Raw genomic sequence first — 24670 nt, 5'->3', positions numbered from 1 at the left:
GCTGTGACGGACAAGGCGATCAAGGAGTTGTTCCCGGAGAACACGCACCTGCACAAGTGGTTGGATGCTGCGGCCGAGCGGGTGGAGTTCGAAGGCCTGCCGGCACGGATTTGCTGGCTCGGGTACGGCGAGCGCCATAAGGCCGGGCTGTTGTTTAACCAGCTCGTCGCCGAGGGCAAGGTCAAGGCTCCGATCGTGATCGGCCGTGACCACCTGGATTCGGGTTCGGTGGCGTCCCCGTACCGGGAGACCGAGTCGATGAAGGACGGCTCGGACGCGGTTGCTGACTGGCCGCTGCTGAACGCGCTGACCGCTGCATCTTCGGGTGCTACCTGGGTGTCCATCCACCACGGTGGTGGTGTTGGTATTGGCCGGTCCATCCACACTGGCCAGGTTTCCGTCGCTGACGGCACCGACCTCGCCGCGGAAAAGCTCGAACGACTCCTGACCAATGACCCCGGCATGGGCGTCATCCGCCACGCCGACGCCGGCTACGACCGCGCCCTCGAAGTCGCCAACGAACGAGGCGTCCGCATCCCCATGAACGAGAAGTAAGAACATGACCATCACATCGAACGAACAGCTCACCGTGACCCTCGGCTCCAGCGGCGTTACCCCGGAGGACGTCGTCGCCGTCGCACGCCACGACGCCAAGGTGACCATTTCCCAGGACGCCCTGGACAACGTCGCCAAGGTCCGCGCCCACATTGACGATCTCGCCACCAGCGATGTCCCTGCGTACGGGATTTCCACGGGCTTCGGCGCGCTGGCCAACCGCCACATCCCCAACGATCTCCGCACCCAGTTGCAGAAGTCCCTGATCCGTAGCCATGCCGCCGGCATGGGCCCGGCTGTTGAACGCGAAGTGGTCCGAGGCATCATGTTCCTCCGCGCCAAGACCTTGGCCTCAGGCCGCACTGGCGTCCGCCCGGTGGTCCTCCAGACCATGGTGGATGTCCTCAACGCCGGCATCACCCCGCTGGTCCGCGAGTTCGGTTCACTGGGCTGCTCCGGCGACCTCGCGCCGCTGTCCCACTGCGCGCTGGTCCTCATGGGCGAAGGCGAAGCAACCGGCCCCGACGGCGAACTGTACGGAACCGCTGGAAAGCCGGCAGTTGCTGAGCTGCTCGCCCAGCACGGCATCGAGCCTGTCACGCTGGCGGAGAAGGAGGGCCTGGCCCTCGTCAACGGCACCGAGGGCATGCTCGGCATGCTGCTGATGGCCATCGCGGACATCCGCCTGTTGCTTGCGACGGCGGACGTCACCGCCGCGCTCAGCGTCGAGGCGCTGCTCGGCACCGACCAGGTGTTCCTGCCGGAGCTCCACGCAGCCCTGCGTCCGCACCCGGGGCAGGCCGCCAGCGCTGACAACATGCTCCGCGTTCTGTCCAACTCGCCGATCGTTGCGTCCCACCGGATCAACGACACCAAGGTTCAGGACGCCTACTCGCTGCGTTGCGCCCCGCAGGTCGCCGGCGCCGTCCGCGACACCGTGGACCACGCCGCGCTGGTTGCATCCCGTGAACTCGCCGCAGCGATCGACAACCCGGTGGTCCTCCCGGACGGCCGCGTCACGTCCAACGGCAACTTCCATGGCGCTCCGGTAGCCTATGTGCTGGACTTCCTGGCCATTGCCGTCGCGGACCTCAGCTCCATTGCTGAGCGCCGCACGGACCGCATGCTGGATCCCGCCCGTTCGCACGGACTCCCGGCCTTCCTCGCTGGAGACCCGGGTGTGGACTCAGGCCTGATGATCGCCCAGTACACGCAGGCCGGCCTGGTTTCGGACAACAAGCGCCTCGCCGTTCCGGCGTCTGTGGACTCCATCCCGAGCTCCGCGATGCAGGAAGATCACGTGTCCATGGGCTGGCACGCTGCCCGTAAGCTGCGCAAGGCCGTGGAGAACCTTCGCCGGGTGCTCGCCGTCGAGCTTGTCACCAGTGCCCGTGCCATTGACATGCGTACGCAGATGTCCGACGGCGAACTCACCCCGGGTCCTGCCGGTACGGCAGTTCTTGAGGTGCTTCGCGAAGTTGTTCAGGGCCCGGGCGCGGACAGGTTCCTGTCGCCGGAACTGGAAGCGGCTGACCGTCTGGTCGGCTCCGGTGCGGTCCGCGCGGCAGCCGAATCCGCCGTCGGGATTTTGGCCTGACGTCGAATAAAACGCTCATTTGATGGGCATATTTGTCACGCCCCGGTCTTTGTTCGCAACGCAAGCACCGGGGCGTGGCAAATGTAGTAGAACTTATGGTGTACGTCACGTCCACGCCAACGATGTCGTGGGCTTGACGGTCAACCGTTCAAATAACTCAATACACAACAGAGAACATCCACAAAGGGGTAGAAGTTCAATGAAGGCACGCGGAGCAGTCCTGTCCAGGCGAAGCGCTCACACGGCTACGGTTACCGACTGGAAGACGCTGAAAGTTGGCGAGCGGGTGGAAGTGGTCAAATACGCCCACGTGATTGCCGCCGGTCGGATCGAGGAGATTTCCAGCAGCGGAAATGTGGTGTGGCTTGAGCATGCAGGCCCCGGGGTTACCGAAGAGGGCAAGGAATTGTTCATGAAGTCCGACGGCGTCACTCTCCGCCGGGCCTAGCTTAAACAGAAACCGGGGCTCGGTCCCTTCCGCGGGTAGTAGATGCGGAAAGGAACGGGCCCCGGTTTTTTTCGCTGCCGAAAGTGCCGTCAGGGGTGGCAGTTAGGCAGCGAGGACTTCGTGGGTCTGACCGAAGGGAACGGATTCGTCCAGCGCCACGGTGTAGGTGCCGGGCTCGTGCCGGGTCACCAGTATGCCGCAGTTAGCGTCTGCTGCTGCGTTTGCAATCAGGGCATCCACGGCGCGGTCGAGTCCGTCGTGGATCTCGTCTGCCTTGGAAAAGGACAGGCGAATCTCGCGTTCTGCAATCATTGCAGGGGTCATTGGGGGCCTCCTATTACGTGCCGCATGCGAGGGCGACCCATCAATCATAGTCGGTGGGAGCTTAGTATTTGTAAGATGACTGGTAGGTAAGTGACCTGGGTCTCATCGGCGGACCATGGCGCGGAGCAGTTTGACGGCAACTGAAAGGGCCGCGATATCCACCGGACCAGGCTTAATGGCCTCCTGAATGGTCTCCTGAATCCGTGCCAGCTGCTCGATGTTGCCCCGTTCCCAGTCCGTGATTCGTTCCACTGGATCAGTCGCGGCAGAGGACCGTGAAGTGTGCTTGACCACGGCCTTGGTCATGTCCGCGAGGACCAGATACATGTCATCCCTCAGGGCGGCCCTCGCCAAGGACTCCCAGTGAGTGTCCCGGGGGAGCATGGTGATGTGTTCCAACAGAGGTATGGCGGAGATACGCTCAAAAACGGCGAAATAGACCTCCGCCACGGCCTCTGCCGGTTCCTGCAATTCCTCGGCAATGGCCGAGATATCCAGGAGTCCGTAACTCACCAGAAGTTCTGACGCGCGAATCCCAAGATGATGGGGGAGTCCCACAGCGTCGGTGTGTGCCAGCCGTTTCTGCGAGTGTGCCAGATTGATGCCGTGCAGGAAACGCGTGAAGTTGGCCCGCATCAAGGACATGGGGTTTTCCAGCCGCGTCAGCGCGTCGGAGACGGGCTTGTCCCGGAAATCGTGGGTGACATACCAGCGGACGGAGCGGTCGAGCAGGCGCCGCATGTCCAAGGCAACAGCGGCTCCATGCTCGCTGGGGGTGCTGGCAGGAACTTGGGCGATTGCCTCGGCCACTGAGTCGAAGCCCCAGATCTGCCGCATCACCACGAATCCGCGGGCAACCGCTGCCGCCGAGACCGTGGTCTCTTCCATGGCCCTGAAAGCGAAGGCGATGCCACCCATATTGATCATGTCGTTAGCCACCACGGTTGCCACGATTTCCCTGCGCAGCGGATGGGTGGAGAGAAGTTCGCCGAAACGTTCGGATACCTGCCGCGGAAAGTACTCGTGGAGCGTCGTGGAGAACCAGGGATCGTCGGAGAGTCCTCCATCGGTCAACTCACGGGCCAGCTCAATCTTCGCGTAGGCGGCCAAGACGGCGAGCTCCGGTGTGGTGAGTCCCTTTCCGGTGAGGACGCGCGCCCTCAGCTCCTTGTTGCTGGGAAGGAATTCGAGACCCCGGTCCAGATCAGTGACGGATTCCAGCCAGTCCATGGTCCGCTCGAAGCTGGGGCTCCACTCCAGCGCCAATTGCTTGTCGTTGACCAGCAGGACATTTTGTTGGTGGTTGGTCTGCAGCACAAGCCGCGCCACCTCACCTTGCAGCGAGTGCAGGAAGGGGGCGCGTTCCTTCACGGACATCCTGCCGGCGGCGATCATCCGGTCGAGGAAGATCTTGATGTTCACTTCATGGTCGGAACAATCCACTCCCGCCGAATTGTCGATCGCGTCAGTGTTCACCAGGATGCCCGCCAGTGCAGCCTCGATCCTGCCGCGCTGTGTGACGCCAAGGTTGCCGCCCTCAGCCACGATGTGGGTGCGGAGCTGGTTGGCGTCCACCCGGATGGCGTCATTGGACTTATCCCCGACGTCGGCATGGGACTCTGTTGATGCCTTGATGTAAGTGCCGATTCCGCCGTTATAGAGGAGATCGACCGGGGCCATGAGGATCGCCCGGAGAAGCTCGGGCGGGCTCATCACCAACTGGCCACCGGGATCGGCGCCTTCTTCCATGCCCAAGGCGAGCCGGACCTCTTCCGTGATCAGGATGGATTTATCCGTGTGCGCGAACACGCCGCCGCCGGGGCTTAGCTTGGTGCGATCGTAGTCAGCCCAGCTGGAGCGGGGGAGTTTGAAGAGGCGTTCCCGCTCGGCGAAAGATTCTCCCGGGTCCGGGGTCGGGTCCAGGAAGATGTGGCGGTGATCGAAGGCGGCCACCAGCTTGATGTGCTGGGACAGGAGCATGCCGTTCCCGAATACGTCGCCGCTCATATCGCCGATCCCCACCACCGTGAAGTCCTCGGCACGGGAGTCGATCATGAGTTCGCTGAAGTGATGCCTTACGGATTCCCACGCGCCGCGGGCCGTGATGCCCATCTGCTTGTGGTCGTAGCCCACGGAGCCGCCGGAGGCGAAGGCATCACCCAGCCAGAAGCCGTATTCCGCCGATAACGCATTGGCTATGTCCGAGAATGCTGCAGTTCCCTTATCCGCCGCGACCACCAGGTAGTAATCGTCCCTGTCGTGCCGCACCACGCGAGGGGGCGCGACCACATGACCGTTGGTGCCGCCGTCGGAATCCGGTACCAGGTTGTCCGTGACATCCAGCAGGCCCCGGATGAATGTCCTGTAGCTTTCTTGTCCCTCCGCCAACCACGCCGCACGATCCTCTGCCGGGTCCGGAAGCCGCTTCGGGAAGAAACCGCCCTTGGCTCCCGTAGGCACAATCACCGCATTCTTGACAGTCTGGGCCTTCACGAGCCCCAGGATCTCCGTGCGGAAGTCCTCCCGCCGATCGGACCAGCGCAGCCCGCCGCGGGCAATTGGCCCAAAACGGAGGTGAACGCCCTCAACCCTGGGCGAGTAAACCCAGATCTCGAACTTGGGCCGGGGGAGCGGGGCGGCCGGGATGAGGGATGGATTGAGTTTGAAGCTGAGGTACGGCTTGTCCACGTAGAAATTGCTGCGCAACGTAGCTTCCACAAGGCTCGCGAGGGAGCGCAGCAGGCGGTCGGCATCGAGGACGGGGACGGCGTCGATCGCTTCGGCCAGCCTTTCCCGCGCCGCATGGATCGCCTGTGTTCTGTGGCTCAGCGCGCTGCTGTCCGCCTCGAAGACGTCCCCTTCTGCTGTGCCAGGGGTGGAGAGTTCGGGGTCAAAGAGGTCTGGAGTGAAGTTGTCTGGATCGAACTTCGCCTCGAACAGCTCCAAAAGCGCATGCGTCGCAGTGGGGTTACCGCCCAACGTGTCCGCGATGAATCCGTACGAGTTGGTGCTTCCAAGTTGACGCAGATACTTGGCGTACGCCCGCAGGATGGCCACCCGACGCCAGTCGATGCGCTCCCTGATGACCAAGGCATCGAAGGCGTCCGACTCCGCATCACCGCGCATCGCCGCGCAAAACGAACCCGCCAACAGCTCACCGGTGGCAAGGGGGTCCACACCGCGCGGGTACTTGAGTCCGAGGTCGTAGAGGAAGAACTGCCTGCCATCCGCGCGCTGCACGTCGAACGGACGCTGGTCCAGGACCTTCAAGCCGAGATTATGGAAGAACGGGAGGATCTGGGTGAGGCTCTGGGGCCGGGTCAGGTAGACCCGGATACGGGCATCCTCGGTGAGGACGGCCGTGCCAGGCCGGGTGTAGACGCTCAATAGCGGGTCGGTGTCCACACTGTGGGTCGGTGGGAAGCTCTCGAACTTCGAGATGTCCTCAACAGCGTCCTCAACTTCGTAATCCGCCTTGTAGCTGGCCGGGAATGCGGCGGCCCATTGATGTGACAGCCTGGCCGCTTCCTCCGAGGGATACCGCGCCTGCAGCGCCTCGGCCAGCCCTTGCGCCCAGGACCTCGTGGCAGCGATGATCCGCGGCTCCAGGACTGAGGCATCCACGACGCCGGGAATCCCGTCACGTAGCGACGTCGCGTTGGGCAGCAGCACACGGAAAAACACGCGAGCCATGGCCGATTCGCCCAAGCGAAGTTCGAACTCGATGGAATCCGAACCAAAGGCTTCCCGGAGTTCCCGCTCGATATTGAGCCTGACGGCCGTGCTGTAGCGGCGCCTGGGCAGGAACACGAGCGCGGTCATGAACCGGCCGTACGAGTCCGGGCGGAGGAACAATCGTGTGCTGTGGCGGTCCTGGAGGCGCAAGATCTCACGGGCATGGGTGACAAGCTGTTCGGCGTCGATGTGGAACAGTTCGTCGCGGGGATAGGCCTCGATGACAGCCAGCAGTTCCTTGCCATGATGGGAACTTGCGGGGTAGCCGAATGCCCTCAACACTTCCTTCACGGTGTCGCGGATGACCGGGATCTGCTGCGCGGAGCGGGTTGTGGAGCTGGGGGAGAAGAGCCCTACGAAGGTGTGCGCGATGGCGCCTGTGTCGCCTTCGGTCACCAGGGTGATTTCGTCGAGGTAGGCCCGGCGAAGGACGGTGGAACGCTGGGTGGACTTGGTCAGCGTGAGAGTGGGAGTGGGAGTGGGAGTGGCTGTTGCTGCTGCGCTTGCGTGAGGACGTGGCGTTGGCTCGGTGTCCCGGAGAAGCCCCAACCCGGAGGTCCCCCGACACCCCAGGAACACAAAGTTCCCATCCTCCAGCCAACGGAGTAGTTCCTGGGCTTCGCGGGCCGTCCGATCTGTCTTTGCCGCCTCATCCAGTGCCCGGATCTCCCGGGCCAGCTCTTCGCGGATGGCTGCCTCATCCTCCGCCGCGGCACGGACATCGTCCAGGACCTTCTGCAGCCGGCCCACCAGCATCTCCGCGCTCGCCTCGTCGGGCAGCCGGGGGATTTCGATGGCCGTCCACGCTTCGGTGAGGAGTCCGCCGTCGTGGTTCTGTTGGGTGGCCCGCTCACCGGGGGAGCCGGCAGCGGAAGGTTCGACGCCGGCGGGGAGCCCCGTGCGCTGCGGTCCCCTGTGGATTCCGGTCAGGCGGTGGGTGGCTGGATCGCGCGTGACGCTGAAGGTGGGGTGGACCAGGAGCCGGAGGGCGGCGGTGTCACGGGCGATCTCGGCAGTCACGGAGGGAAGCAGGTAGGGCATGTCGTCCGAAACGATGGCCAGCAGGCTGGCATCCGGTTCGTGCAGGATCCCGATGACGGCTTGCCCGGGCTCGCGGCGCTCGGCCAGGGACCGGTGGTATCGGGCGCGTTCCAGCAGCGTTTCAGGCGTGTAGTTTCGGACGTCGTCCTCAGCCACATGCTCGTAGTAGTCGGTCAGGAATCCGTCCGTCGGTCCCATACTGGGTGACATGTCGCTGCGCCTCCGCTGCGCAAAGGAGCGGACGTGCGTTGCGGCCCGGCGAAGTCCCTGCGCCTCATTTCATGATCGCTGGGGACGGGCCGGGGGTAAACCCCTAAAGCGGGGAGCCGGCCCCAAGACGTGGTGGCGGGGTTCGAACCCGCGTGCGCTGCTTTGCAGGCAGCTCCCTGGCCTCTCGGGTACACCACGTGCAAACGACACTAGGTGCCGGACCGCGGCCGGATCAAAGTTCATTTCCCCGGCTTTCGCAGGGCTACGAATGGTGTCCCAGGGCTACGGGTTGGCGTCGCCGCGCTAAGGGAAAGTTGCCCTGCGTTGCCTCCCGTGACGGCGCTCCGTGAGCATGCGGATCCTTGGCTTGCTCGTTGATCGCAAGGTTCAAGGGCGGGAGTCTCGGACAAGCGCGGGATCCGTGCCTGCCCGCCGCCGCGAACGTAGCCCGGCCACTTTGAAAACCCCGGACGCCACCAAGAGTGTCAATATGGCCGCCGCCATGTGCGTGTAGAGCATGAGGTGGACCGAGCCGCCACTTGGGGCCGCACCGTTAGCCGGCGCACCCGCGGCAGGAGACGTAGCCTGACCGCCGTGCAAGTGATCCAGGATTCCGCTGCCGGGGAAGTATCCGCCAAAGGCGTCAAAGCCCAGATGCAGCAACTGCTGGGCCACGCCGGACAGGAGCAGCAGTAACAACGGCCCATGCACCCAGCGGGCAAGCAGTTGGGCGGCCAGGCAGCCGAGCGCGGCGAGGCCCAGGAGCACGGGTATGGCTGGTGCGCTGCCTCCGGCGACCATATGCGCGGCCAAGCCCAGGGCCACAGCTGCCAGCCCTGCAACCCAAGCCAACTTCTCCTGCACAAGTGGTGTGCGCATCGCAGTCCCTTCCTCCACACAGGCTATGTGGAGGAAGCCGGGCGGAAAAGGGGCCCGGGAGCTAAGCGAGGAGCGTGTTCACCAACCGTGCCGCAACCTTCGCGGTCCGGGAGTCGATGTCGAACTCCGGATTCAGCTCGGCCACGTCCAGGTGCAGCAACTTTCCGCTGGCAGCCACTTGCCGGCAGATCGCGCTGATCACCGGCAACGGCACACCGTAAGCGGCCGGCGCGCTCACCCCGGGGGCCACCGACGCCGGCATCACATCCAGGTCGATGGTCAGGTACAGCACGTCCACTCCCGCCAGGAAATCAGCAACGAAGACCTCCGCAGCTTCCGGCGTGCACAGCTCATCAAGCAGGTACTTCACGCCCAGGTCCCGGGCGGTGTTGAAGAGCGTCCGCGTGTTGTTGGGCTCCGAAATTCCGACGACGGCGTACTGCAGTTCGCGTCCCGCGGCAGCTTCCGCGTGGGCCATCTGCAGGAACGGCGTGCCCGAGCTCGGCGTCGGCTCGTCCCGCAAGTCAAAGTGCGCGTCCAGGTTCAGCACACCCAAACGCTTGCCCCGGACCGCTTCGGAACCGGCCACGCCCAGATAGCTGGCGAACGCGGTCTCGTGGCCGCCGCCAAGCACAACGGTGAGGTTGCCGGCGTCGAGCAGTCCCGAAATGGCGAGTCCGGCGCGCTCTTGGCCCGCCTCCAGTGAGTCGTCCTCCACAACCACATCGCCGGCGTCGAACACGTCACGGTCAAGGTGGAAAGCCAGCGGACCCAGCGCCGAACGGATCGCGGCCGGAGCCGCGGCGGCACCCACGCGTCCTTTGTTGCGGAGGACGCCGGCGTCGCTGCAGAAACCCAGCACGACGGCGGGACGCGAGGCTGCTGCGGCGGCGGACACGGTGTGGGGTGCTACGGCTTGCCACCATCTCCGGTGCTCATTGCCCTCGCCGTCAAAACGACCCGTCCACGGAGTGGGGGAGACATCTACGGTGAGGGGCATGGTTTCCATGGTTCAAGCACACCGGACCCGGGCCCCGAAAACCAGCCGTTCCGCCGCGGGAGTGTCTGAAACCCCGGACTCACCCGAGCCCGGAAGCCCGGCGAGGGCTTACTTGACCCCGAGCAACTCTTCCACGGTTCCAATGCCGAAGAACAGCAGGAACGCCGCAGCCACAGCCCACATCAGCGGGTGAACTTCACGGGCACGGCCCTGGAACGTGCGGATCAGGACGTATGAGATAAAGCCTGCGCCGAGGCCGTTCGCGATGGAGTACGTGAACGGCATGAGGGCGATGGTCAGGAACGCGGGAATTCCGACGCCCCAGTCCTGCCAGTCGATCTTGCCCACCTGGGAGACCATCATGAAGCCCACAACTACCAGTGCGGGAGCCACGGCCTCGAACGGGACCAGGTTGATGAGCGGCGTGAAGAACATGGCCACAAGGAAGAGGGCGCCGGTGACGATCGAGGCGAGTCCCGTCCGTGCGCCTTCGCCGATGCCTGCGCCTGACTCGACGAAGATCTGGTTGGAGGAAACCGAGGCTCCGCCGCCCACGATGGCCCCGAGGGCGTCTACCTGCAGGACTCGGTCCACGTTGGGAATGTTGCCGTCTTCGTCCACGGTTCCGGCCTCGTTGGCCAGGCCCACCATGGTGCCCATGGCGTCGAAGAAGATGCTCAGGAGGATCACGAACGCCAGCAATGCTGCAGCGATGAAACCGAGGTGTTCAAACGCGCCCAACGGGTTGGCCTTGCCGATCAGGGATAGATCCGGGGCACCCCATTCGGTGAGCGTGGGAGCAACCAGGGACCAGCCGCGGGGGTTGACGTTGGTGCCGTCAAAGCTCGGGCCGATGTGGAGGGTGAATTCGAGGATGGCGGCCAGCGCAGTGGAGACGACGATGCCGATCAGGATAGCGCCGCGGACCTTGCGGACCACCAGCGCGATGGTCAGGATCAGGCCAACTGCGAACACGAGCGTCGGCCAGCCCATGAGCTTGCCGTCCACGCCCAGGCCCAGCGGGACGGTGGTTCCTGCGGCATCGGGGATGCGGCGGACAAAGCCTGCATTGACCAGGCCGATGAGTGCAATGAAGAGGCCAATGCCCACAACAATTGCCGTCTTCAGGGCTTCCGGCACGGCCTTGAACACGGCAGTCCGGAAGCCGGTGAGCACCAAGATGAGCATGGTGATGCCGGACAGCACCACGAGCCCCATCATGTCCGGCCAGGTCAGTCCGGGGTGGGACGCCACCGTGACCGCGACGAAGGCATTGACGCCCAAGCCCGTGGCCACGGCAAACGGGTGCTTGGCCCACGCGCCCATGAGGATGGTCAGGATGCCCGCCACGAAAGCAGTGGTGGCTGCCACGGCTGTGAAGCCCAGGGATGCGCCGCTGGAGTCAGGTCCGGAGAGGATCAGTGGATTCAGCACCACGATGTAGCTCATGGCGAAGAAGGTCGCGAACCCGCCCCGAATTTCCCGAGAATACGTGGATCCGCGTTCGGAGATCTTGAAGTAGCGGTCTACTGCAGAACCTTGTTTCAGCATGAAGGTCTCCGGGGATCGAGGGGAGTTTGCTCTCAAATCCTATGTTGTCCGGTGCGGGCCCTCCGAACGATTCGCCTACTCTGTAAGGAAGCCAACACTAGGAGAAACCGCCCCATGCGTACCATCCGCCCGCTTCTGGCCGCCGTCGTCGCTGCTCTTGCTTTTGCGTCCGCCTTGCTGTTTTCCGCGGCTCCGGCGTCCGCGCACGACGTCGCGGAATCAACCGCGCCAGCCAACGGTGCCAGCGTGGCGGAAGTCCCGGCGTCGGTCTCCATCACGTTCAACAACCGCCCTCTCGCGATTGGTTCCGGAGTCACTGTGACGGCCGGCGGCGAGAACTGGGCGGACGGCCCGGTGGAAATCATTGACAACCAGGCCGTTCAGAAGCTCCGCGAAGGCGCCCCCGCAGGGGAGTACACGGTGGTTTGGCGTGTGGTCAGCTCCGATTCGCACCCCATCGAGGGCACCTTTACGTTCACGGCCGCCGCAGGAAGCACGACGACTGCGAGCGGCCCGGCTGGGGCCTCACCGTCGGTCTCGGCTCCCTCAGCCGCAGTACCCACGGCGGGCACCGCAGCGCCGGGGACGGGCACCAGCGAGCCGGCCGCTGATGCCTCCCAGCCCTTCCCGTGGAGCATCGTCGGGTTGGCTGTTGTTGCTGTTGGTCTCGTTATTTATCTTGCTGTTACCGCACGGAAGAAGCTGGCAGCTTCAAACGACCCCGAGGGCGATACTCCCGCGGAATAGCGCGGTTTTCTACGTAGCTGCGAATATCTCGAAACGATTACCGCGACACGCCAGAGACCCATTTCCCGTTACTTAAATGTGACTTCGACGGAATCATCGCGTACGGTAGTACCTGTGCCTGTTCCACGTAGCGGGCACTTCCGGCCTGATTGCCTAGCTCTGCCGCAGTCCGGAATCCGTTCGCAGACAAACCTACGGCAGAGACGGGGAACCCAATTTAGGCCGCTTTCGAGCGTGCCTTGGGGTGAAGTCACGAAGCTTCCGCTGAACAGCGGGGGATAGTGGCCGGGTGACTCCCATCCGAATCCGACAGCTAACCTCGCAGGCATCGGGAGAGGCTCTTTCATGTCTTCACGCATTCTTCGCGGCCGTCGTAAGGCGGACAGCGTACGTCCTAATCCGTTCATCTCCATCTCGAAGGCAGTGGCCAGCAACGCTTCCGGCGCTGGCCGTCAGGCAGCTGTTATCGCAGCAGCCTCGGGCCTCGTTTTGACCGGTTCCATTGCTGCTCACGCAGCTGAGGCCCCGGTTCAGCGCGACTCCAGCCCCGCAACGGTCGCTGAGACCGTTTCCGAGGCACCCACCAAGGTTGTTACCGCTCTGGCAACGGCTACCGTCAACTTCGAGCGTCCCGCTGTTGCTTCCGTAGCAGCTCCGGTCATCGAAAAGCCGGCTCCCGTTGTTGAGGCTCCCGTAGTCCAGAAGGCAGCTGTCACCACCGCTGCTGCAACGGCTCCCGTCGCCGCCCAGGCTGCGGTTGCTGCTCCCGTGGCTGCCGCACCGGTTGCCGCTGCTCCCGTAGCTGCTGCCCCCGCCGTTGGCGGCGTCAATGCAGCCATGGTTGCCTCGGCTTACGCACAGATCGGCATCTTCCAGGACTGCACCGCCATGGTCGAGAAGGCCCTTGGTTCCGCAGGCATCCCGGTAGGCGACCTCGGTCCCATGCAGTTCATGAACTACGGCAAGGTCGTCAGCGATCCTCAGCCCGGTGACATGATCGTCCAGTCCGGCCACGTTGCCATCTACATCGGCAACGGCCAGGCAATCAGCGGTGGCATCAACGGCAACCAGACGGGCATCCACCCGATCAGCTGGTTGACCGCAACGGGTCCCCTGACCTACGTACGCGCTGGCGCATAAAGCCTCACGCTTCAGTTCAAAAACCGGCGCCTCCCAAGATTAACGTCTTGGGAGGCGCCGGCTTTTGGCGTTAAGTTCTGTTCATAAAAGTCCAGCGCGGGAAGTACGACGGCGGTTCTGCTGGCCTGCGTTGGTGAGGTGGCTTGTGTTGGTGAGGTGGCCTGTGTTTGCCGGACATGACCAGCCAGGCGATGGCGGTGGCGGGGGCTAGGCGATGGCGATGACGCTAGGCGATGGCGATGCCGGGACCTGCCGGCAGGGCTACCTTGGTGGAGATTGCCTGGCCCACTGCCTTGGCTTGCCGCAGCACTTCCTTGGGAGACGGGGTGATCAGGTCCCCAACGCCCACCAAGTGCATCCCCACCGCCCGCATGGCGGCCGCGAAGTTCTGGCCAACGGCTATTCCAAGTTCGGCGAGCATGCGGCGCAACTGGCTTTGGGCGCAACGCGTCACTACTACGTGGTCCGCCAGGAGGACACCGTTGGCTGTGTGGACTGCCCACTGGCGTGGAGTGGATTCGAGGGGGCCTGATACGTGGAGGCCTGTTCTCAGTCCGGCCGTGGTCATGCTGGCCGCCAGTCCGTACCCGATCTGGCGGGAGGGGTCTGCCCCCAGGAAATCAAGGCGTACGGCGCGGGTGGTGTTGCGAACGTCCAGTTGATGGTTGGCGGCGTAGTTCCGCAGGTGACGGAGGATCTCGTTGCGTTCCTGCATGGCTGCGGGATCAGCGGCATCAGTGCGTTGAAGCATGCCTGTATGAACAGAAGGACCTGTGGTGGACAGTGCACCGAACCCGTCTACGACGATGGAGCCCACGCCGAAGCGGCTGAGCTCGCTGGCAACTGCCAAACCGGACAGGCCGGCTCCGATGACCACGGTGGTGGTGCGTTCCGTGGCGGAATCAGGCGTGAGTGACACTGCTTGGTTCCTCCTTGACGTGTGTGCCTTACGGCATCGCGTGGGATCGCGTCCGAGTTCCCCAAGCGGCCGCAAATAAATGGCCGGAGTGTGTGGTGTGAAACACGTTCGCCGGCCATTCGGTGACTCGAACACTACCGAACTTTTTCGGCCATGGATAGCCTCCGCGACTCCGCGTTTTGTGTGTTCGTCCGGAGCGCAATGTGGAAGGCCGGGAACCGAGCCCGGACCGTTATGCACATAGCCCGATGTCGCCTTGATTCGCCACTGCCGACCGAGAATAGTTGGGATTGGGAGGAGAAATTTCCGGGTTTCTCCTGCCCCGGCCATTGACAATGAAACAGTGAGGCAATCCGACGAGGAGAACCTCTGGCAGAATAGCCGGAACATCAAGCAGTAGGTGGAGAGGCAGGCCCCCATGGACCAGCACGGCAGACACAGTGAAGAGCCACAGGACGGCCAGGATCAGGCTGTGGAACCAGGTGGCATCGTGGTCGGAGTGGACGGTTCAGAGCACGGGCAATGTGCTTTGGTTTGGGCCGCGCGGGAGGCTGAACGTCGGCGCCTTCCTTTACATATCGTCACGGCATATTCCGTGCCCATCTTTGCCGCCTCCGGGCTGGATGGCGGCTACGCAACAGTCGACGATTCCGTGATTCGCGAGGGCGCGGATGCGATCGTTCGGCAGGCCCTGGATAAGGTCTCCGGATATGCCATCGACGTCGATGCTTCTGTCGAGAACGGCGACGCCGCTGGTGTCCTGTTGGATCTTTCCAGCGAGGCCGCACTCCTTGTCTTCGGGAGCAGGGGTCGCGGCGGATTTGTTGGGCGTTTGCTTGGCTCGGTCAGCAGCGCTTTGCCCGCCCACGCCAAATGCCCCACGGTGACAGTCCCGCTCTACTGTGCCGATCGCCTTGGTGAAAGCACTGAGGACAAACACATCAAGGCTGAACATGCCAAGGCTGGCCCACGTACTGTGGAAAATGTGGTTGCCGTAGGCGTGGACGGTTCCGAGCAGGCCCGCGTGGCCGTGCTCGAAGCTGCCGAGCAAGCACAGCGCATGGGCGCGAAACTCCGGGTGATTTGTGCCGTACCTCAGTACAGCGGTTCCCTGGCATGGGTTCCGGCACCCTTGGACCGGGATGCCTTGTTTGCGGATATCAAAGTCCAGCTGGACGCCGGGGCTGATTGGCTCAGAAGCCATTTCCCTTCATTGCCCATGGAAACGGAACTCAGGGATGGTTCCCCCGTTGATGTTCTGGTGGAAACCAGCCGCAGCGTCGAGCTGGTGGTTCTGGGTACACGGGGCCGTGGCGGCTTCGCGGGGATGCTGTTGGGTTCAACATCGGACGGAGTCCTGCATCACTCCAAGGGGCCGGTAATGGTTGTTCCGGACCGTGACGATCCCAGGCTCGCTGACCGCCACAAGTTTGGGCCTATGCTCGGCGCTGCTTAAGCCGGATCCTGTTACGTCCATGGACAAGAAACAGCCCGGGGAACCGTCACAGGATCCGGTACTGGTTCTGGACATCGCCGCAATCCGTGGACCCATGCTGCCGGAGGTCGGCGGCAAGGCAGCCAATCTAGGCGAGTTGGCCAGCGTCGGCCTGCCGGTTCCGCGGGGATTCTGCCTGACAACTGCTGCCTACCGGCGGGCGCTCTCGGGTGCTGGTCTGGAGCCTGTCTTTGCGGCTTTGTCGGAAGCTGATGCGGCCGGGTTGGACCAGCTCAGTGGGCTTGCCGCTCGTGCCCGGTCTTTGGTGATCGATGCCGGGGTGCCCGAGGGGATCGCCGAAGCGGTGCGGTCTGCATACCAAGATTTGGGCGCCAACGTACCCGTCGCCGTGAGGTCCTCGGCCACCGCAGAGGACTTGCCGTTCGCAAGTTTCGCCGGACAACAGGACACCTTCCTGAACGTTGTGGGCGTGGATGCAGTCTTGGATGCCGTGAGCCGCTGCTGGGCGTCGCTCTGGACAGACCGCGCCGTGGCCTACCGGACCACTAACGTGATCGACCACGCAACTGTGGCCTTGGCTGTAGTTGTGCAGGAAATGGTGAATTCCGCTACCGCTGGCGTCATGTTCACCGCCAACCCGGTGACGGGGAATCGCTATGAAACGGTCATTGATGCCAGCCCTGGCTTGGGGGAGGCGGTGGTGTCCGGGGCTGTGAATCCAGACCATTACGTTGTGAACGCCCGGCGCGGTGCCGTCCTGACAAGGGTCTTGGGGGACAGGCAAGTGGAGATCCGCGCCATGCCGGGCGGCGGCACGGAGCGGGTTGAACGGCCCTTGCCTGCTGATTCAGCCGTGGAGCCCTGTCTCAGTGATCGTCAGGTCCTCGAGCTTGCCAAGTTGGGCCTTGAGGTACAAGAGCATTACCGTGCTCCGCAAGACACCGAGTGGGCCATCGACGACGACGGAAAGTTGTGGCTTACGCAGGCGAGGCCCATCACCACGCTGTACCCGCAAACCACACGCACGCCCCTGGCTCCCGGCGAGCACGCGTTCCTGAACTTCAGCCTCGCGCAGGGCCTCACCAGGCCTCTGACTCCCATGGGGTTGGCCGGAATCCGACTGATAGCCTCGAGCGTCGCCAGGACAGCGGCTTTCGACGTTCCCGATCCCCGGTCAGGGCCGCCTGCCTACTACGAAGCCGGACAACGAATCTTCTTCGACTTCAGCGCCGTGCTGCGAAGCCGGGTAGGCCGGACAATCGTGCCACGGGTTTTTGACGTCATGGAAGCCCGCTCCGCAGCCATTATGCGTGGGCTCTTCGCCGACCCGCGCTTCGCGGTGACTATCAAGACACCCGTGAAACTGATCCGCCATATCGCCCCGGTGGCGGCTAAGCATCGTGTCCCGGAGTCATTGTTCCGCGGTCTGTTCCGTCCAAGTACAGCAATGCGGCGTGTGGAGCGGCTCAGTACGGAGTTACGCAGCACCTTCTCCGTCCCCAGTGAAGCCACACCCCACCAGCGGCTCGGCCACGTCCAGAGAATCTTGGGAGAGGAAGTGTTCGCCACGGTTCCGCAGGTGTTGCCACTTCCTGCTCTCGGCTTCGCGATGCTGGCGCTGGTGAGGCGGATTCTTGGTGACCAAGCGCCCTACAGCGAGCTGCAAACAGTAATCCGGGGCCTACCTAACAACGTCACCACGGAGATGGACCTGGCTTTGTGGCAAGTCGCCTCCGAGATCCGGGAGGATCCCGACGCCGTTGCCTCCATGGTTGCCCGAACACCGGCAGAGCTGGCGGAACAGCATCGGGCAGCCAAGCTCCCGGCAGCTGCACAGGCCGGTCTTGAGAGGTTCCTGCGGAAATACGGCCACAGGGCCGTTGCCGAGATCGACCTTGGCATGCCGCGCTGGTCCGATGACCCTACGCACATCCTCGGTGTCATAGCCAACTATTTGAGGCTCTCCGACGGCGCCGAAGCGCCCGACCAACAATTCACGCAAGCAGCCCTCGACGCCGATGAACAGGTAGCGCGTTTCGTGGCCCGCGCCAGGGCGAAGAGTCCGTTGCACGCGGTAATCGTGAGACTTGCTTTGGACCGAACACGGCACTTCGCCGGGTTGCGGGAGTTGCCCAAGTACAACCTGGTTCTGGGGTTGTCAGCTGCGAGGAAGCAGTTGCTCCTGATCGGGGATGAGCTTTCGGCAGCACAGCGGATCGAACGTCCCGAGGACATCTTCTTCCTGGACCTGGACGACGTCGAGATCGCCTTGGCCGGAGACGACGTCCACGAGGTGGTTGCTGAACGACGTGCGGCTTATCTCCAGGAACTCCGCCGCAAGCACATCCCGAGAGTGCTGTTGTCTGATGGTACGGAACCCGAAGCTACGGCCAGCGGGAGCGGCGGCAAGCAGCGCCCCGGCACTTTGTCCGGCAGTCCGGCGTCGGCAGGTCTGGTGTCTGCTCCCGCGCGCGTCATCATGGATCCGGTTGGCGCCCACCTGGAACCGGGAGAAATCCTGGTGGCACCGTCAACGGACCCTGGGTGGACGCCACTGTTCCTCACCGCGGGAGGGTTGGTCATGGAGATGGGAGGAGCCAACTCGCATGGGGCTGTGGTGGCCCGTGAGTACGGCATCCCTGCAGTGGTGGGTGTCCCCGACGCGACATCGCGCATCAGAACAGGCCAGCGCATCACCGTTGACGGCGCTGCCGGGACCGTCAGCATCGAAAACTTCGGGTAGTGAAACAGTGTCAGGCGTGCTGGTGTGATTCGTGCTCGGAGTGGCTCACCGGTTCCAGTTGGAAAGTGCAATGCTCGGTGTCGAAGTGCCGGCCAAGGCAGGAGCCCAGCTGATCCAGGATGTTGTCCGCGCCGCTGGCGTTGAGGACCGCATCCTCCACCACCACGTGGGCTGAGAACACGGGAACGCCGGATGTGATGGTCCAGATGTGGATGTCATGGGCATCAACCACACCGTCCACGGCAACGATGTGCTCCCGGATCATGTTCACATCAACGCCCTTGGGTGTGGCTTCCAAAAGCACATCCACAACATCACGCAGCAAATGCCAGGCCCTCGGAATGATCATGAGGGCGATCAGCACGGATGCGAGTGGGTCGGCGGCGCTGAATCCCGTGGTCATGATCACGATGGCCGCCACAATGACGGCAATGGAGCCAAGAAGGTCACCGAGAACTTCAAGGTAGGCACCGCGGACGTTGAGGCTTTCCTTCTGCGCTCCTTGGAGGATCAGCAAGGAAACGAGGTTGGCCACAGCACCCAAAATGGCGGCCCACAACATGACATCCGTCTGGATTTCGGTTGGCTCGCCAAAACGGCGAATGGCTTCGATCATGATCACCACGGCGATGACGATCAGGATCAGTGCGTTGGCCAAGGCAGCCAGAACCTCGGCCCTTTGATAGCCGTAGGTTCGCTGGTCGCTCGCCGGTCGGGTGGCAATCCACGCCGCCATCAGGGCAATGAACACGCCCGCCGCGTCAGATAGCATGTGTCCGGCATCGGCCAAAAGGGCCAAAGATCCGGACACGACGGCGCCAATCACCTGGATGCCCACCACCCCTAAGGTGATGGCCAAGACGGCGATTAGCCGCTTCCGGTGCTTGCCGGTTGCTGTGACTCCGTGGGAGTGGTTGTGATCATGCCCCATGCCTATAAGGCTAGCCCCAGCCGAGCTCATGCAAGCGGTCGTCGTCTATCCCGAAGTGGTGCGCGATCTCATGGACCACGGTGATGGCCACCTCGTCAATGACTTCTTCGCGGGTGCTGCAGATGTTCAGGATGGGTTGGCGGAAGATCGTAATTCGGTCAGGCAACGACCCTGCTTCCCACCAGGAATCACGTTCGGTCAGGGGAACTCCCTCGTAGAGTCCCAACAGCACGGTGTCCGGATCTTCCCCTGGCTGTGGCGTGTAGTCGTCCTCGATGAAGATTGCCACGTTGTCCATTGCGCTGGCCGCCTTGGGCGGAATCAACTGCAGGGCATCACTGACAGCTTCCTCAAAATCTTCGGGTGACATCTCGTAAGGCCCCGACACATAGGCCTCATCCGCCGGGGCGTGCTCAACAGGACTGTGCACCGCATTCCGTTCCCGGAGCGGCGATGACGGGCGCTCGCCGTCGGGAACGATGGGCAGGCCGGGAGGGAGATTCGCGGGCATGATTCGACTTTAGTCCGCAAAGGCATTATTGGCGCTGTGCATGATGGGAGATACTGAACTCAATCCTCCTTTCGACAGACACAGGAACCGCATGACCGGCACCGCTTCCCTCGCACCTGAACCCCTCGACGTCGTTGTGGTGGGTGAGGCATTGATCGACATCGTCCAGTCGGCGGACGGGCAAAAGGAGTTCCCCGGCGGATCGCCGGCCAACGTCGCCTACGGCCTGGGCTTGTTGGACGTGAAAACGGGCCTGCTGACGGCGATCGGCCGCGACGAGCGGGGCGATGCCATCGCCGCGCACCTGCAGCGCGCAGGGGTGGTGCTGCTACCCGGATCCATGTCAGCGGGCAAGACCGCGACGGCGACCGCCCGGATAACTGCCGACGGGTCGGCCGACTACACCTTCGACATTGACTGGGCATTGGCTCCACTTGCCCTGCCGTACGCTCCGAGGATCCTGCACACCGGCTCCATCGCGACCTTCCTGGAGCCCGGCGCAAGTGTTGTGCGCAGTTTGCTTGAGCAGGCGCAGGGCGGATGCATGGTCACGTACGACCCCAATATCCGTCCCGATCTCCTGGGAAGCCACCACGAGGCTCTGTCCCTGTTCGAAGAGATGGTGCCGCTGACCGACGTCGTAAAAATGAGCGGCTCGGACGCCCGCTGGCTGTACCCCGGCAAGTCGTTGGAGGAGACCGCGAACCACCTCCTGGCCCTGGGAACCGGGCTTGCTGTGGTGACTCAAGGTGTCAGGGGGGCGCTCATGGCAACCCGGGATATTCACATCAACGTCCCGGCCGTCCCGGCTACCGTAGCCGACACCATCGGCGCGGGTGATTCCTTCACGGCAGCCCTCATCATGGGCCTGCTGTTACGTGGCAGCGACGGCATGGCGCCCACAGTGTTGGAACGGATCGGCACCATCGCATCCATGGCCGCTTCCATTGCTGTCGGCCGCTCGGGCGCCAACCCGCCTACCCACCGCGAACTCCTGGTGGGCATGGCCCGCTAGGGGCTCTGCTAGGGAGCCCGTTAGCGGGTCCGGCGGCGGGTCAACCCGACGCCGACCAGGCAGATGACGCCGCCGATCAGCCCCCAAATGGTTGGTACTTCCTGAAGCACCGCCCAGCTAATCAGAATGGTGGTCCCTGGAACCAGGTACGTAGTGGCAGCCAGTTTTCCGGCCGAGATCAGGGATAGCGCGTAGGCCCACGTAGTGAATGCGATGGCCGTCGGGAAGATCCCCAAGTAGACCAGGCCGAGCGTGGCGGGGAGCGGCGCCGCTTGGACCTCGGAGATGAGCTGACCGGTCCACGGCAGGCAGCAGATCGCGCCCACCATGATGCCGAACCATGTCGCTTGGCCTGCCGTGAATTTCCGGAGCACTGGTTTCTGCAGGATCGCACTCACCGAGGCGAGTACAGCGGCAAGCAAGCACAACAGCACACCGGCCACGTCCGCCGTCGAACGCTGTCCGGAACCCAAAGCGATCATCGCGACGCCGCAGAACGCGACTCCACTGCCGATCAGAAGCCAGCGTGGGAAGCCCTCTTTGAGGAAGACACCGGCAAGGATGGCGATGAGGATGGGCGAGACGTTGATGAGCATGGCGCTGGTGCCGGCGTCGAGCATGTGCTCCGCGGCGTTCAGCGCAACGTTGTAGCCGCCGAACCACATCACCCCGTATGCCACGATAGGCAACCACTCGCGGCCGCTCGGCCAGACCTTCAGCGTCGGCAGCACCACGATTCCAAGCACGACGGCGGCAACCGCCAACCGTCCGAGCGTCAAGGAACCGGGGGAGAAGCTGGGGCCGACGGCGCGGATGCCCACGAAAGCCGAAGCCCATAGGATCACCGTGATGATGACGGCCGCGATGCCGAGTTTGCTGATGGTTGCTCCCGGCGCGGGGGTGGTGCGCGGGGGCAGGTCCGGGGAAGGTTGACCGGGTTCGGCCGGGGTGGTGGTTGTCATGAGCCAAATCTATCCGCGGGAGGCCGGGAGCGGCTGGCGGTTTTCGGACGCGTCAGGGCAAGATCCTGCCAATGTTCCGCTGGCACCCTCGAGGGGCCCTGATCTGTGGTCCGGGACACTGTTCAAACCTCGATTTGGGAATATCGCTATCTATGCTCTAAAGTTTTAGAGTCCAGTTCGGACGAGCGAGACACGGAAAGAACGCGTAAAGCGTCGCTTTTCCTTGCGAAATCCGAATTGAGTTCAGGCCCCCATCGTCTAGCGGCCTAGGACACCGCCCTTTCACGGCGGCGGCACGGGTTCGAATCCCGTTGGGGGTACGCAAGGAAGTGGTAAATCGGATGAAAAAAGTCTGGTAAGCTAGAAGCCTTGAAAAAAACGCGGTAGAGATACTGCAAACGCAAGGCCCTGTAGCGCAGTTGGTTAGCGCGCCGCCCTGTCACGGCGGAGGTCGCGGGTTCAAGTCCCGTCAGGGTCGCTCTGAGCGCCGAAGAAATTCGGTTCTCAAGGTGACATGTCACCTAGGCTCTGTAGCTCAGTTGGTAGAGCGTTCGACTGAAAATCGAAAGGTCACCGGATCGACGCCGGTCGGAGCCACCACTGGGAAGCATCAGTTCTTCGGAACTGGTGCTTTTCTTCTTTAACGTGGCTGGCACGGCGGGTCCCGGGGCTCAGCTGTAGTTGGTGGCCACGCTTACTATGCTCAGGCCAACAGCGATCATGATCGGCGCGATGGAACTGCCGGGTACTACTTTTCGGACGACCACGGTCCGCCCGATGACGTAGATGGTTGGGAGAAACCCCCAGGCCCAGTGGAAGGGGCGCACGACGCCGAGGCGTTTGAGTCTGCGCCAGTCCAGGTAGGCCACCACGACATTGGCCGCACACGTGGGCCATGCGACACCGCCAACGATGAGATCACCAAGGCTAAGTTCGAGATCGGGATCAGCGAGCTGGGCCCCGTCGGGTCCGATGGCGTAGCCATGGAGAGACTTCACCACGATGTCTCCCAAGGGAGTGTTCCAACGGTGGTGTGCCACTTCTAAGGAAGTGGGACAGGCTGCTGAGGCCGCATAGACGGGCGATCACTTTCCGATTGTCTGGACAGGAGCGACAGCATTTGTGTGGCGGCTTCCCCCCGCTGCTGCTTCTTCGGACCTTCTCTTCAGGAAACGGGCGTTCAGGAGCTTTGGGCGTACTCTTGCGGTTGCCGATGCCCGAGCGTAACGTCCACATCACAATGTGATCTTGGAGGCTTCCATGTCCGTGATGCAACGCCGCGGCATAGCCGTGGGAGCCATCTTGCCGTTCGTGCTTCTCGGGCCGATTTCTGGCGCTAATGCCGAGGAATTTGAGGTCGAATTTCCGGCGGGTGAGTTCTGCCCTGGTTTCGCCGTACTGGGGGATATCACGGTAAAGGGCTCGGAAAAAACCCTTCCCGGTGACCGATTCTGGCAACACAACGTCGGCACCGGCATCTGGACAAATGCAGAGACTGGCCACACATTCACGCAACGGTCCCGTTACGCTTTGACTGAGACGTACAACGAAGAGGCCAACGATTTCCGCGTCACCATCAATGGCCGATACTTGATTGGGCTCCTCCCTGATGAGTCTCACAGCGTCGCCGGACACCAGACCTTTACCTTCGACGCCGACACCAACACGATCGTCGCGTATTCCCTCGACGGCAGAGTCTTGGCAGATGTCTGCGCCGTACTGGCAGGAGAGGACTAGTTTCCACACATTTGGGTTGGTCACTGGTTGACGTTAAAGTTTTGGCCAAAGGCTGCTTTGTCCGGCCCAGGAGTGCCTCTGATCAACGAGTAGTAGTAGCTGCACCGAATGCGCAGAAATGCGGCCACTCCCCAGCCAGTAGATACCGCGGCCCTCCCGATTGCTGCACTCGGAGGGCGAAGACCGCGACTCAGATGTCCGCATCCTACTCTTCCGCTGTTCTCTGCGATAGAGACTGCAGAGACACCTAGGTGACGGCCCGGAGGGCCCGTCCCTTTCGAGCGGCGCTCGAAGCAGACCCCGCCAACGACAGGGCTTGCAAACCGTAAATGATCCTCATTCAATGGCTTCCGGGCCGGCTCGGACGTGGTACGTTCACTGGTGTTCTCGAGCGAACGTACCTGTACCACCTCACTGTTCCGTACAGCACCATTGCGTTATGCAGCACCCACAGAGCGTCTTGGAAGCTCGGACTTAGCGAGCAAGCAGACGCCGGACGACAAGTGATGCTGCTGACCAGCTCGCTAGAAGGAGAGGCCTTTAGGGTGTCCCGCTTCCAAGGAAGCGGGACACTTCATTTGCGCTCTTGTTGCTTGTCACCACTCGGCAACCGGCCCGGAGGCGGCTATTCAGGTGCAAAAGCTGCACACAGGTCTGTCGCTGTTCCATTGAGCGCGAAAGACGTGCAGACGAAGGTGGACGAGTCCATCGTCACGCCAGCATGGCCGCTGACGCTAAGGAGCAGGCTTGGGTATTCAACCAGGCCATAGGGACCCTGGTCTCCCGGAAAGACGGCCATGAACAGTTGACCACTGGTATCAAACACAACCCCGCCTTCCACTGAAGAAGGCCAATCCGTGACATGGAAGCGGCTGCGATGTACGAGCGACTTTCCAGTGTCCACATCGTTGAGTGTTGGGTCGGCGATGTCGTGCGTCACGATCCGTCCATCAGCGAACTCGGTGATCGTCCCCCGGACATCCTCGGCTTCTCCGGCGACGGGGAACGTACAGCCTACACCCGCCGGTATGACGAAGGGCTCGGGAACTGTGATGACCGTTCGAGTTAGCTTCGCGCCTTCCGCAGCCGAAGCGGGGCCCACCACTCACACTGTTGACAACAGCACGACGACCAAGAATTCTCTTGCGAAGTCAGCCTCCAACTCGGCG

General features: G+C 63.0%; 19 protein-coding genes, 4 tRNA genes, 1 pseudogene and 1 riboswitch. Of the genes and pseudogenes, 12 read left to right on the top strand and 12 right to left on the bottom strand.

What is annotated here, in order from left to right; genetic code table 11:
* The 3 genes and pseudogenes from AC1RJY_RS20145 to AC1RJY_RS20135 all read left to right on the top strand — a co-directional run.
* A pseudogene (locus AC1RJY_RS20145) lies at nt 1-555 on the top strand (urocanate hydratase); the annotation flags it as partial.
* A 4-nt stretch (nt 556-559) separates the two neighbouring features.
* Nucleotides 560-2152 carry a histidine ammonia-lyase gene (gene hutH / locus AC1RJY_RS20140; protein ID WP_498603100.1) on the top strand — a complete coding sequence of 531 codons (1593 nt, stop codon included), beginning with the start codon at nt 560-562 and terminating at the stop codon, nt 2150-2152.
* A gap of 199 nt (nt 2153-2351) precedes the next feature.
* Nucleotides 2352-2600 carry a hypothetical protein gene (locus AC1RJY_RS20135; protein WP_043469675.1) on the top strand — a complete coding sequence of 83 codons (249 nt, stop codon included), beginning with the start codon at nt 2352-2354 and terminating at the stop codon, nt 2598-2600.
* A gap of 102 nt (nt 2601-2702) precedes the next feature.
* Here AC1RJY_RS20135 and AC1RJY_RS20130 read toward each other — a convergent pair whose 3' ends face one another.
* The 6 genes from AC1RJY_RS20130 to AC1RJY_RS20105 all read right to left on the bottom strand — a co-directional run bounded on the left by AC1RJY_RS20130 (nt 2703) and on the right by AC1RJY_RS20105 (nt 11340).
* Nucleotides 2703-2924, bottom strand: coding sequence for a hypothetical protein (locus AC1RJY_RS20130; RefSeq protein ID WP_043469678.1), 222 nt, complete (start codon nt 2922-2924; stop codon nt 2703-2705).
* 102 nt (nt 2925-3026) lie between these two features.
* Complete coding sequence (locus AC1RJY_RS20125; protein ID WP_498603103.1) at nt 3027-7898, bottom strand: NAD-glutamate dehydrogenase; 4872 nt, start codon at nt 7896-7898, stop codon at nt 3027-3029.
* A gap of 139 nt (nt 7899-8037) precedes the next feature.
* Nucleotides 8038-8108, bottom strand: a tRNA-Cys gene (locus AC1RJY_RS20120).
* Nucleotides 8109-8297: 189 nt separating this feature from the next.
* Complete coding sequence (locus AC1RJY_RS20115; RefSeq protein WP_498603099.1) at nt 8298-8789, bottom strand: hypothetical protein; 492 nt, start codon at nt 8787-8789, stop codon at nt 8298-8300.
* A 61-nt stretch (nt 8790-8850) separates the two neighbouring features.
* Nucleotides 8851-9798 (bottom strand): formimidoylglutamase, encoded by a 948-nt coding sequence (gene hutG / locus AC1RJY_RS20110; RefSeq protein ID WP_498603098.1) that lies wholly within the window; start codon nt 9796-9798, stop codon nt 8851-8853.
* A gap of 99 nt (nt 9799-9897) precedes the next feature.
* Nucleotides 9898-11340, bottom strand: coding sequence for an NCS2 family permease (locus AC1RJY_RS20105; RefSeq protein ID WP_011773165.1), 1443 nt, complete (start codon nt 11338-11340; stop codon nt 9898-9900).
* 114 nt (nt 11341-11454) lie between these two features.
* On the opposite strand from AC1RJY_RS20105, the gene AC1RJY_RS20100 reads away from it, so the two are divergent.
* On the top strand, nt 11455-12087 hold the full coding sequence (locus AC1RJY_RS20100; RefSeq protein ID WP_498603097.1) for a copper resistance CopC family protein: 633 nt from the start codon (nt 11455-11457) through the stop codon (nt 12085-12087).
* Between the two features lie 174 nt (nt 12088-12261).
* Nucleotides 12262-12429, top strand: a riboswitch (cyclic di-AMP (ydaO/yuaA leader).
* A 3-nt stretch (nt 12430-12432) separates the two neighbouring features.
* Nucleotides 12433-13227 carry an NlpC/P60 family protein gene (locus AC1RJY_RS20095; RefSeq protein WP_011773167.1) on the top strand — a complete coding sequence of 265 codons (795 nt, stop codon included), beginning with the start codon at nt 12433-12435 and terminating at the stop codon, nt 13225-13227.
* Between the two features lie 226 nt (nt 13228-13453).
* Here the strand turns inward: AC1RJY_RS20095 and AC1RJY_RS20090 are convergent, their stop codons facing one another.
* Nucleotides 13454-14146: an FAD-binding protein gene (locus AC1RJY_RS20090; protein ID WP_498603096.1), complete on the bottom strand. Its 693-nt coding sequence runs from the start codon at nt 14144-14146 to the stop codon at nt 13454-13456.
* A gap of 418 nt (nt 14147-14564) precedes the next feature.
* Here AC1RJY_RS20090 and AC1RJY_RS20085 point away from each other — a divergent pair, with 418 nt between their 5' ends.
* Entirely contained in the window at nt 14565-15602 is a 1038-nt protein-coding gene (locus AC1RJY_RS20085; protein WP_014920534.1) for a universal stress protein, read from the top strand.
* 19 nt (nt 15603-15621) lie between these two features.
* Complete coding sequence (locus AC1RJY_RS20080) at nt 15622-18345, top strand: PEP/pyruvate-binding domain-containing protein (protein ID WP_498603095.1); 2724 nt, start codon at nt 15622-15624, stop codon at nt 18343-18345.
* A gap of 10 nt (nt 18346-18355) precedes the next feature.
* Here the strand turns inward: AC1RJY_RS20080 and AC1RJY_RS20075 are convergent, their stop codons facing one another.
* Entirely contained in the window at nt 18356-19276 is a 921-nt protein-coding gene (locus AC1RJY_RS20075) for a cation diffusion facilitator family transporter (protein WP_498603094.1), read from the bottom strand.
* 10 nt (nt 19277-19286) lie between these two features.
* Nucleotides 19287-19787, bottom strand: a complete 501-nt coding sequence (locus AC1RJY_RS20070; protein WP_014920536.1) for a metallopeptidase family protein — start codon at nt 19785-19787, stop codon at nt 19287-19289.
* 91 nt (nt 19788-19878) lie between these two features.
* On the opposite strand from AC1RJY_RS20070, the gene AC1RJY_RS20065 reads away from it, so the two are divergent.
* Complete coding sequence (locus AC1RJY_RS20065) at nt 19879-20802, top strand: carbohydrate kinase family protein (protein ID WP_014920537.1); 924 nt, start codon at nt 19879-19881, stop codon at nt 20800-20802.
* A 20-nt stretch (nt 20803-20822) separates the two neighbouring features.
* Here AC1RJY_RS20065 and AC1RJY_RS20060 read toward each other — a convergent pair whose 3' ends face one another.
* Nucleotides 20823-21764, bottom strand: coding sequence for a DMT family transporter (locus AC1RJY_RS20060; RefSeq protein WP_498603093.1), 942 nt, complete (start codon nt 21762-21764; stop codon nt 20823-20825).
* Between the two features lie 247 nt (nt 21765-22011).
* Here AC1RJY_RS20060 and AC1RJY_RS20055 point away from each other — a divergent pair.
* The 3 genes from AC1RJY_RS20055 (at nt 22012) to AC1RJY_RS20045 (ending at nt 22364) form a co-directional block, all read left to right on the top strand.
* Nucleotides 22012-22084: transfer RNA gene (locus AC1RJY_RS20055), tRNA-Glu, on the top strand.
* Nucleotides 22085-22168: 84 nt separating this feature from the next.
* A tRNA-Asp gene (locus AC1RJY_RS20050) sits at nt 22169-22242 on the top strand.
* A gap of 46 nt (nt 22243-22288) precedes the next feature.
* Nucleotides 22289-22364 (top strand) — tRNA-Phe (locus tag AC1RJY_RS20045).
* A 71-nt stretch (nt 22365-22435) separates the two neighbouring features.
* On the opposite strand, the gene AC1RJY_RS20040 is transcribed toward AC1RJY_RS20045, so the two are convergent.
* Nucleotides 22436-22765 (bottom strand): hypothetical protein, encoded by a 330-nt coding sequence (locus AC1RJY_RS20040; RefSeq protein WP_498603092.1) that lies wholly within the window; start codon nt 22763-22765, stop codon nt 22436-22438.
* A 259-nt stretch (nt 22766-23024) separates the two neighbouring features.
* Between AC1RJY_RS20040 and AC1RJY_RS20035 the strand changes: the two genes are divergently transcribed.
* A complete protein-coding gene (locus AC1RJY_RS20035; RefSeq protein ID WP_043469686.1) occupies nt 23025-23501 on the top strand; it encodes a hypothetical protein in 477 nt (158 codons plus the stop codon).
* A gap of 625 nt (nt 23502-24126) precedes the next feature.
* Here AC1RJY_RS20035 and AC1RJY_RS20030 read toward each other — a convergent pair.
* A complete protein-coding gene (locus AC1RJY_RS20030) occupies nt 24127-24441 on the bottom strand; it encodes a hypothetical protein (RefSeq protein WP_498603091.1) in 315 nt (104 codons plus the stop codon).
* Nucleotides 24442-24670: the final 229 nt, after the last annotated feature.

It is taken from the genome of Arthrobacter sp. GW822-FHT05G07, assembly GCF_058799755.1.
The sequence above is the reverse complement of the archived record's forward strand: the minus strand, read 5'-3'. Positions and strand labels throughout refer to the sequence as shown.

Coding starts and splice junctions, on each gene's coding strand:
- hutH (WP_498603100.1), top strand. CDS start 560: ATGACCATCACATCGAACGAACAGCTCACCGTGACCCTCGGCTCCAGC.
- AC1RJY_RS20135 (WP_043469675.1), top strand. CDS start 2,352: ATGAAGGCACGCGGAGCAGTCCTGTCCAGGCGAAGCGCTCACACGGCT.
- AC1RJY_RS20130 (WP_043469678.1), bottom strand. CDS start 2,924: ATGACCCCTGCAATGATTGCAGAACGCGAGATTCGCCTGTCCTTTTCC.
- AC1RJY_RS20125 (WP_498603103.1), bottom strand. CDS start 7,898: ATGGGACCGACGGACGGATTCCTGACCGACTACTACGAGCATGTGGCT.
- AC1RJY_RS20115 (WP_498603099.1), bottom strand. CDS start 8,789: ATGCGCACACCACTTGTGCAGGAGAAGTTGGCTTGGGTTGCAGGGCTG.
- hutG (WP_498603098.1), bottom strand. CDS start 9,798: ATGGAAACCATGCCCCTCACCGTAGATGTCTCCCCCACTCCGTGGACG.
- AC1RJY_RS20105 (WP_011773165.1), bottom strand. CDS start 11,340: ATGCTGAAACAAGGTTCTGCAGTAGACCGCTACTTCAAGATCTCCGAA.
- AC1RJY_RS20100 (WP_498603097.1), top strand. CDS start 11,455: ATGCGTACCATCCGCCCGCTTCTGGCCGCCGTCGTCGCTGCTCTTGCT.
- AC1RJY_RS20095 (WP_011773167.1), top strand. CDS start 12,433: ATGTCTTCACGCATTCTTCGCGGCCGTCGTAAGGCGGACAGCGTACGT.
- AC1RJY_RS20085 (WP_014920534.1), top strand. CDS start 14,565: ATGGACCAGCACGGCAGACACAGTGAAGAGCCACAGGACGGCCAGGAT.
- AC1RJY_RS20080 (WP_498603095.1), top strand. CDS start 15,622: ATGGACAAGAAACAGCCCGGGGAACCGTCACAGGATCCGGTACTGGTT.
- AC1RJY_RS20075 (WP_498603094.1), bottom strand. CDS start 19,276: ATGGGGCATGATCACAACCACTCCCACGGAGTCACAGCAACCGGCAAG.
- AC1RJY_RS20070 (WP_014920536.1), bottom strand. CDS start 19,787: ATGCCCGCGAATCTCCCTCCCGGCCTGCCCATCGTTCCCGACGGCGAG.
- AC1RJY_RS20065 (WP_014920537.1), top strand. CDS start 19,879: ATGACCGGCACCGCTTCCCTCGCACCTGAACCCCTCGACGTCGTTGTG.
- AC1RJY_RS20060 (WP_498603093.1), bottom strand. CDS start 21,764: ATGACAACCACCACCCCGGCCGAACCCGGTCAACCTTCCCCGGACCTG.
- AC1RJY_RS20035 (WP_043469686.1), top strand. CDS start 23,025: ATGTCCGTGATGCAACGCCGCGGCATAGCCGTGGGAGCCATCTTGCCG.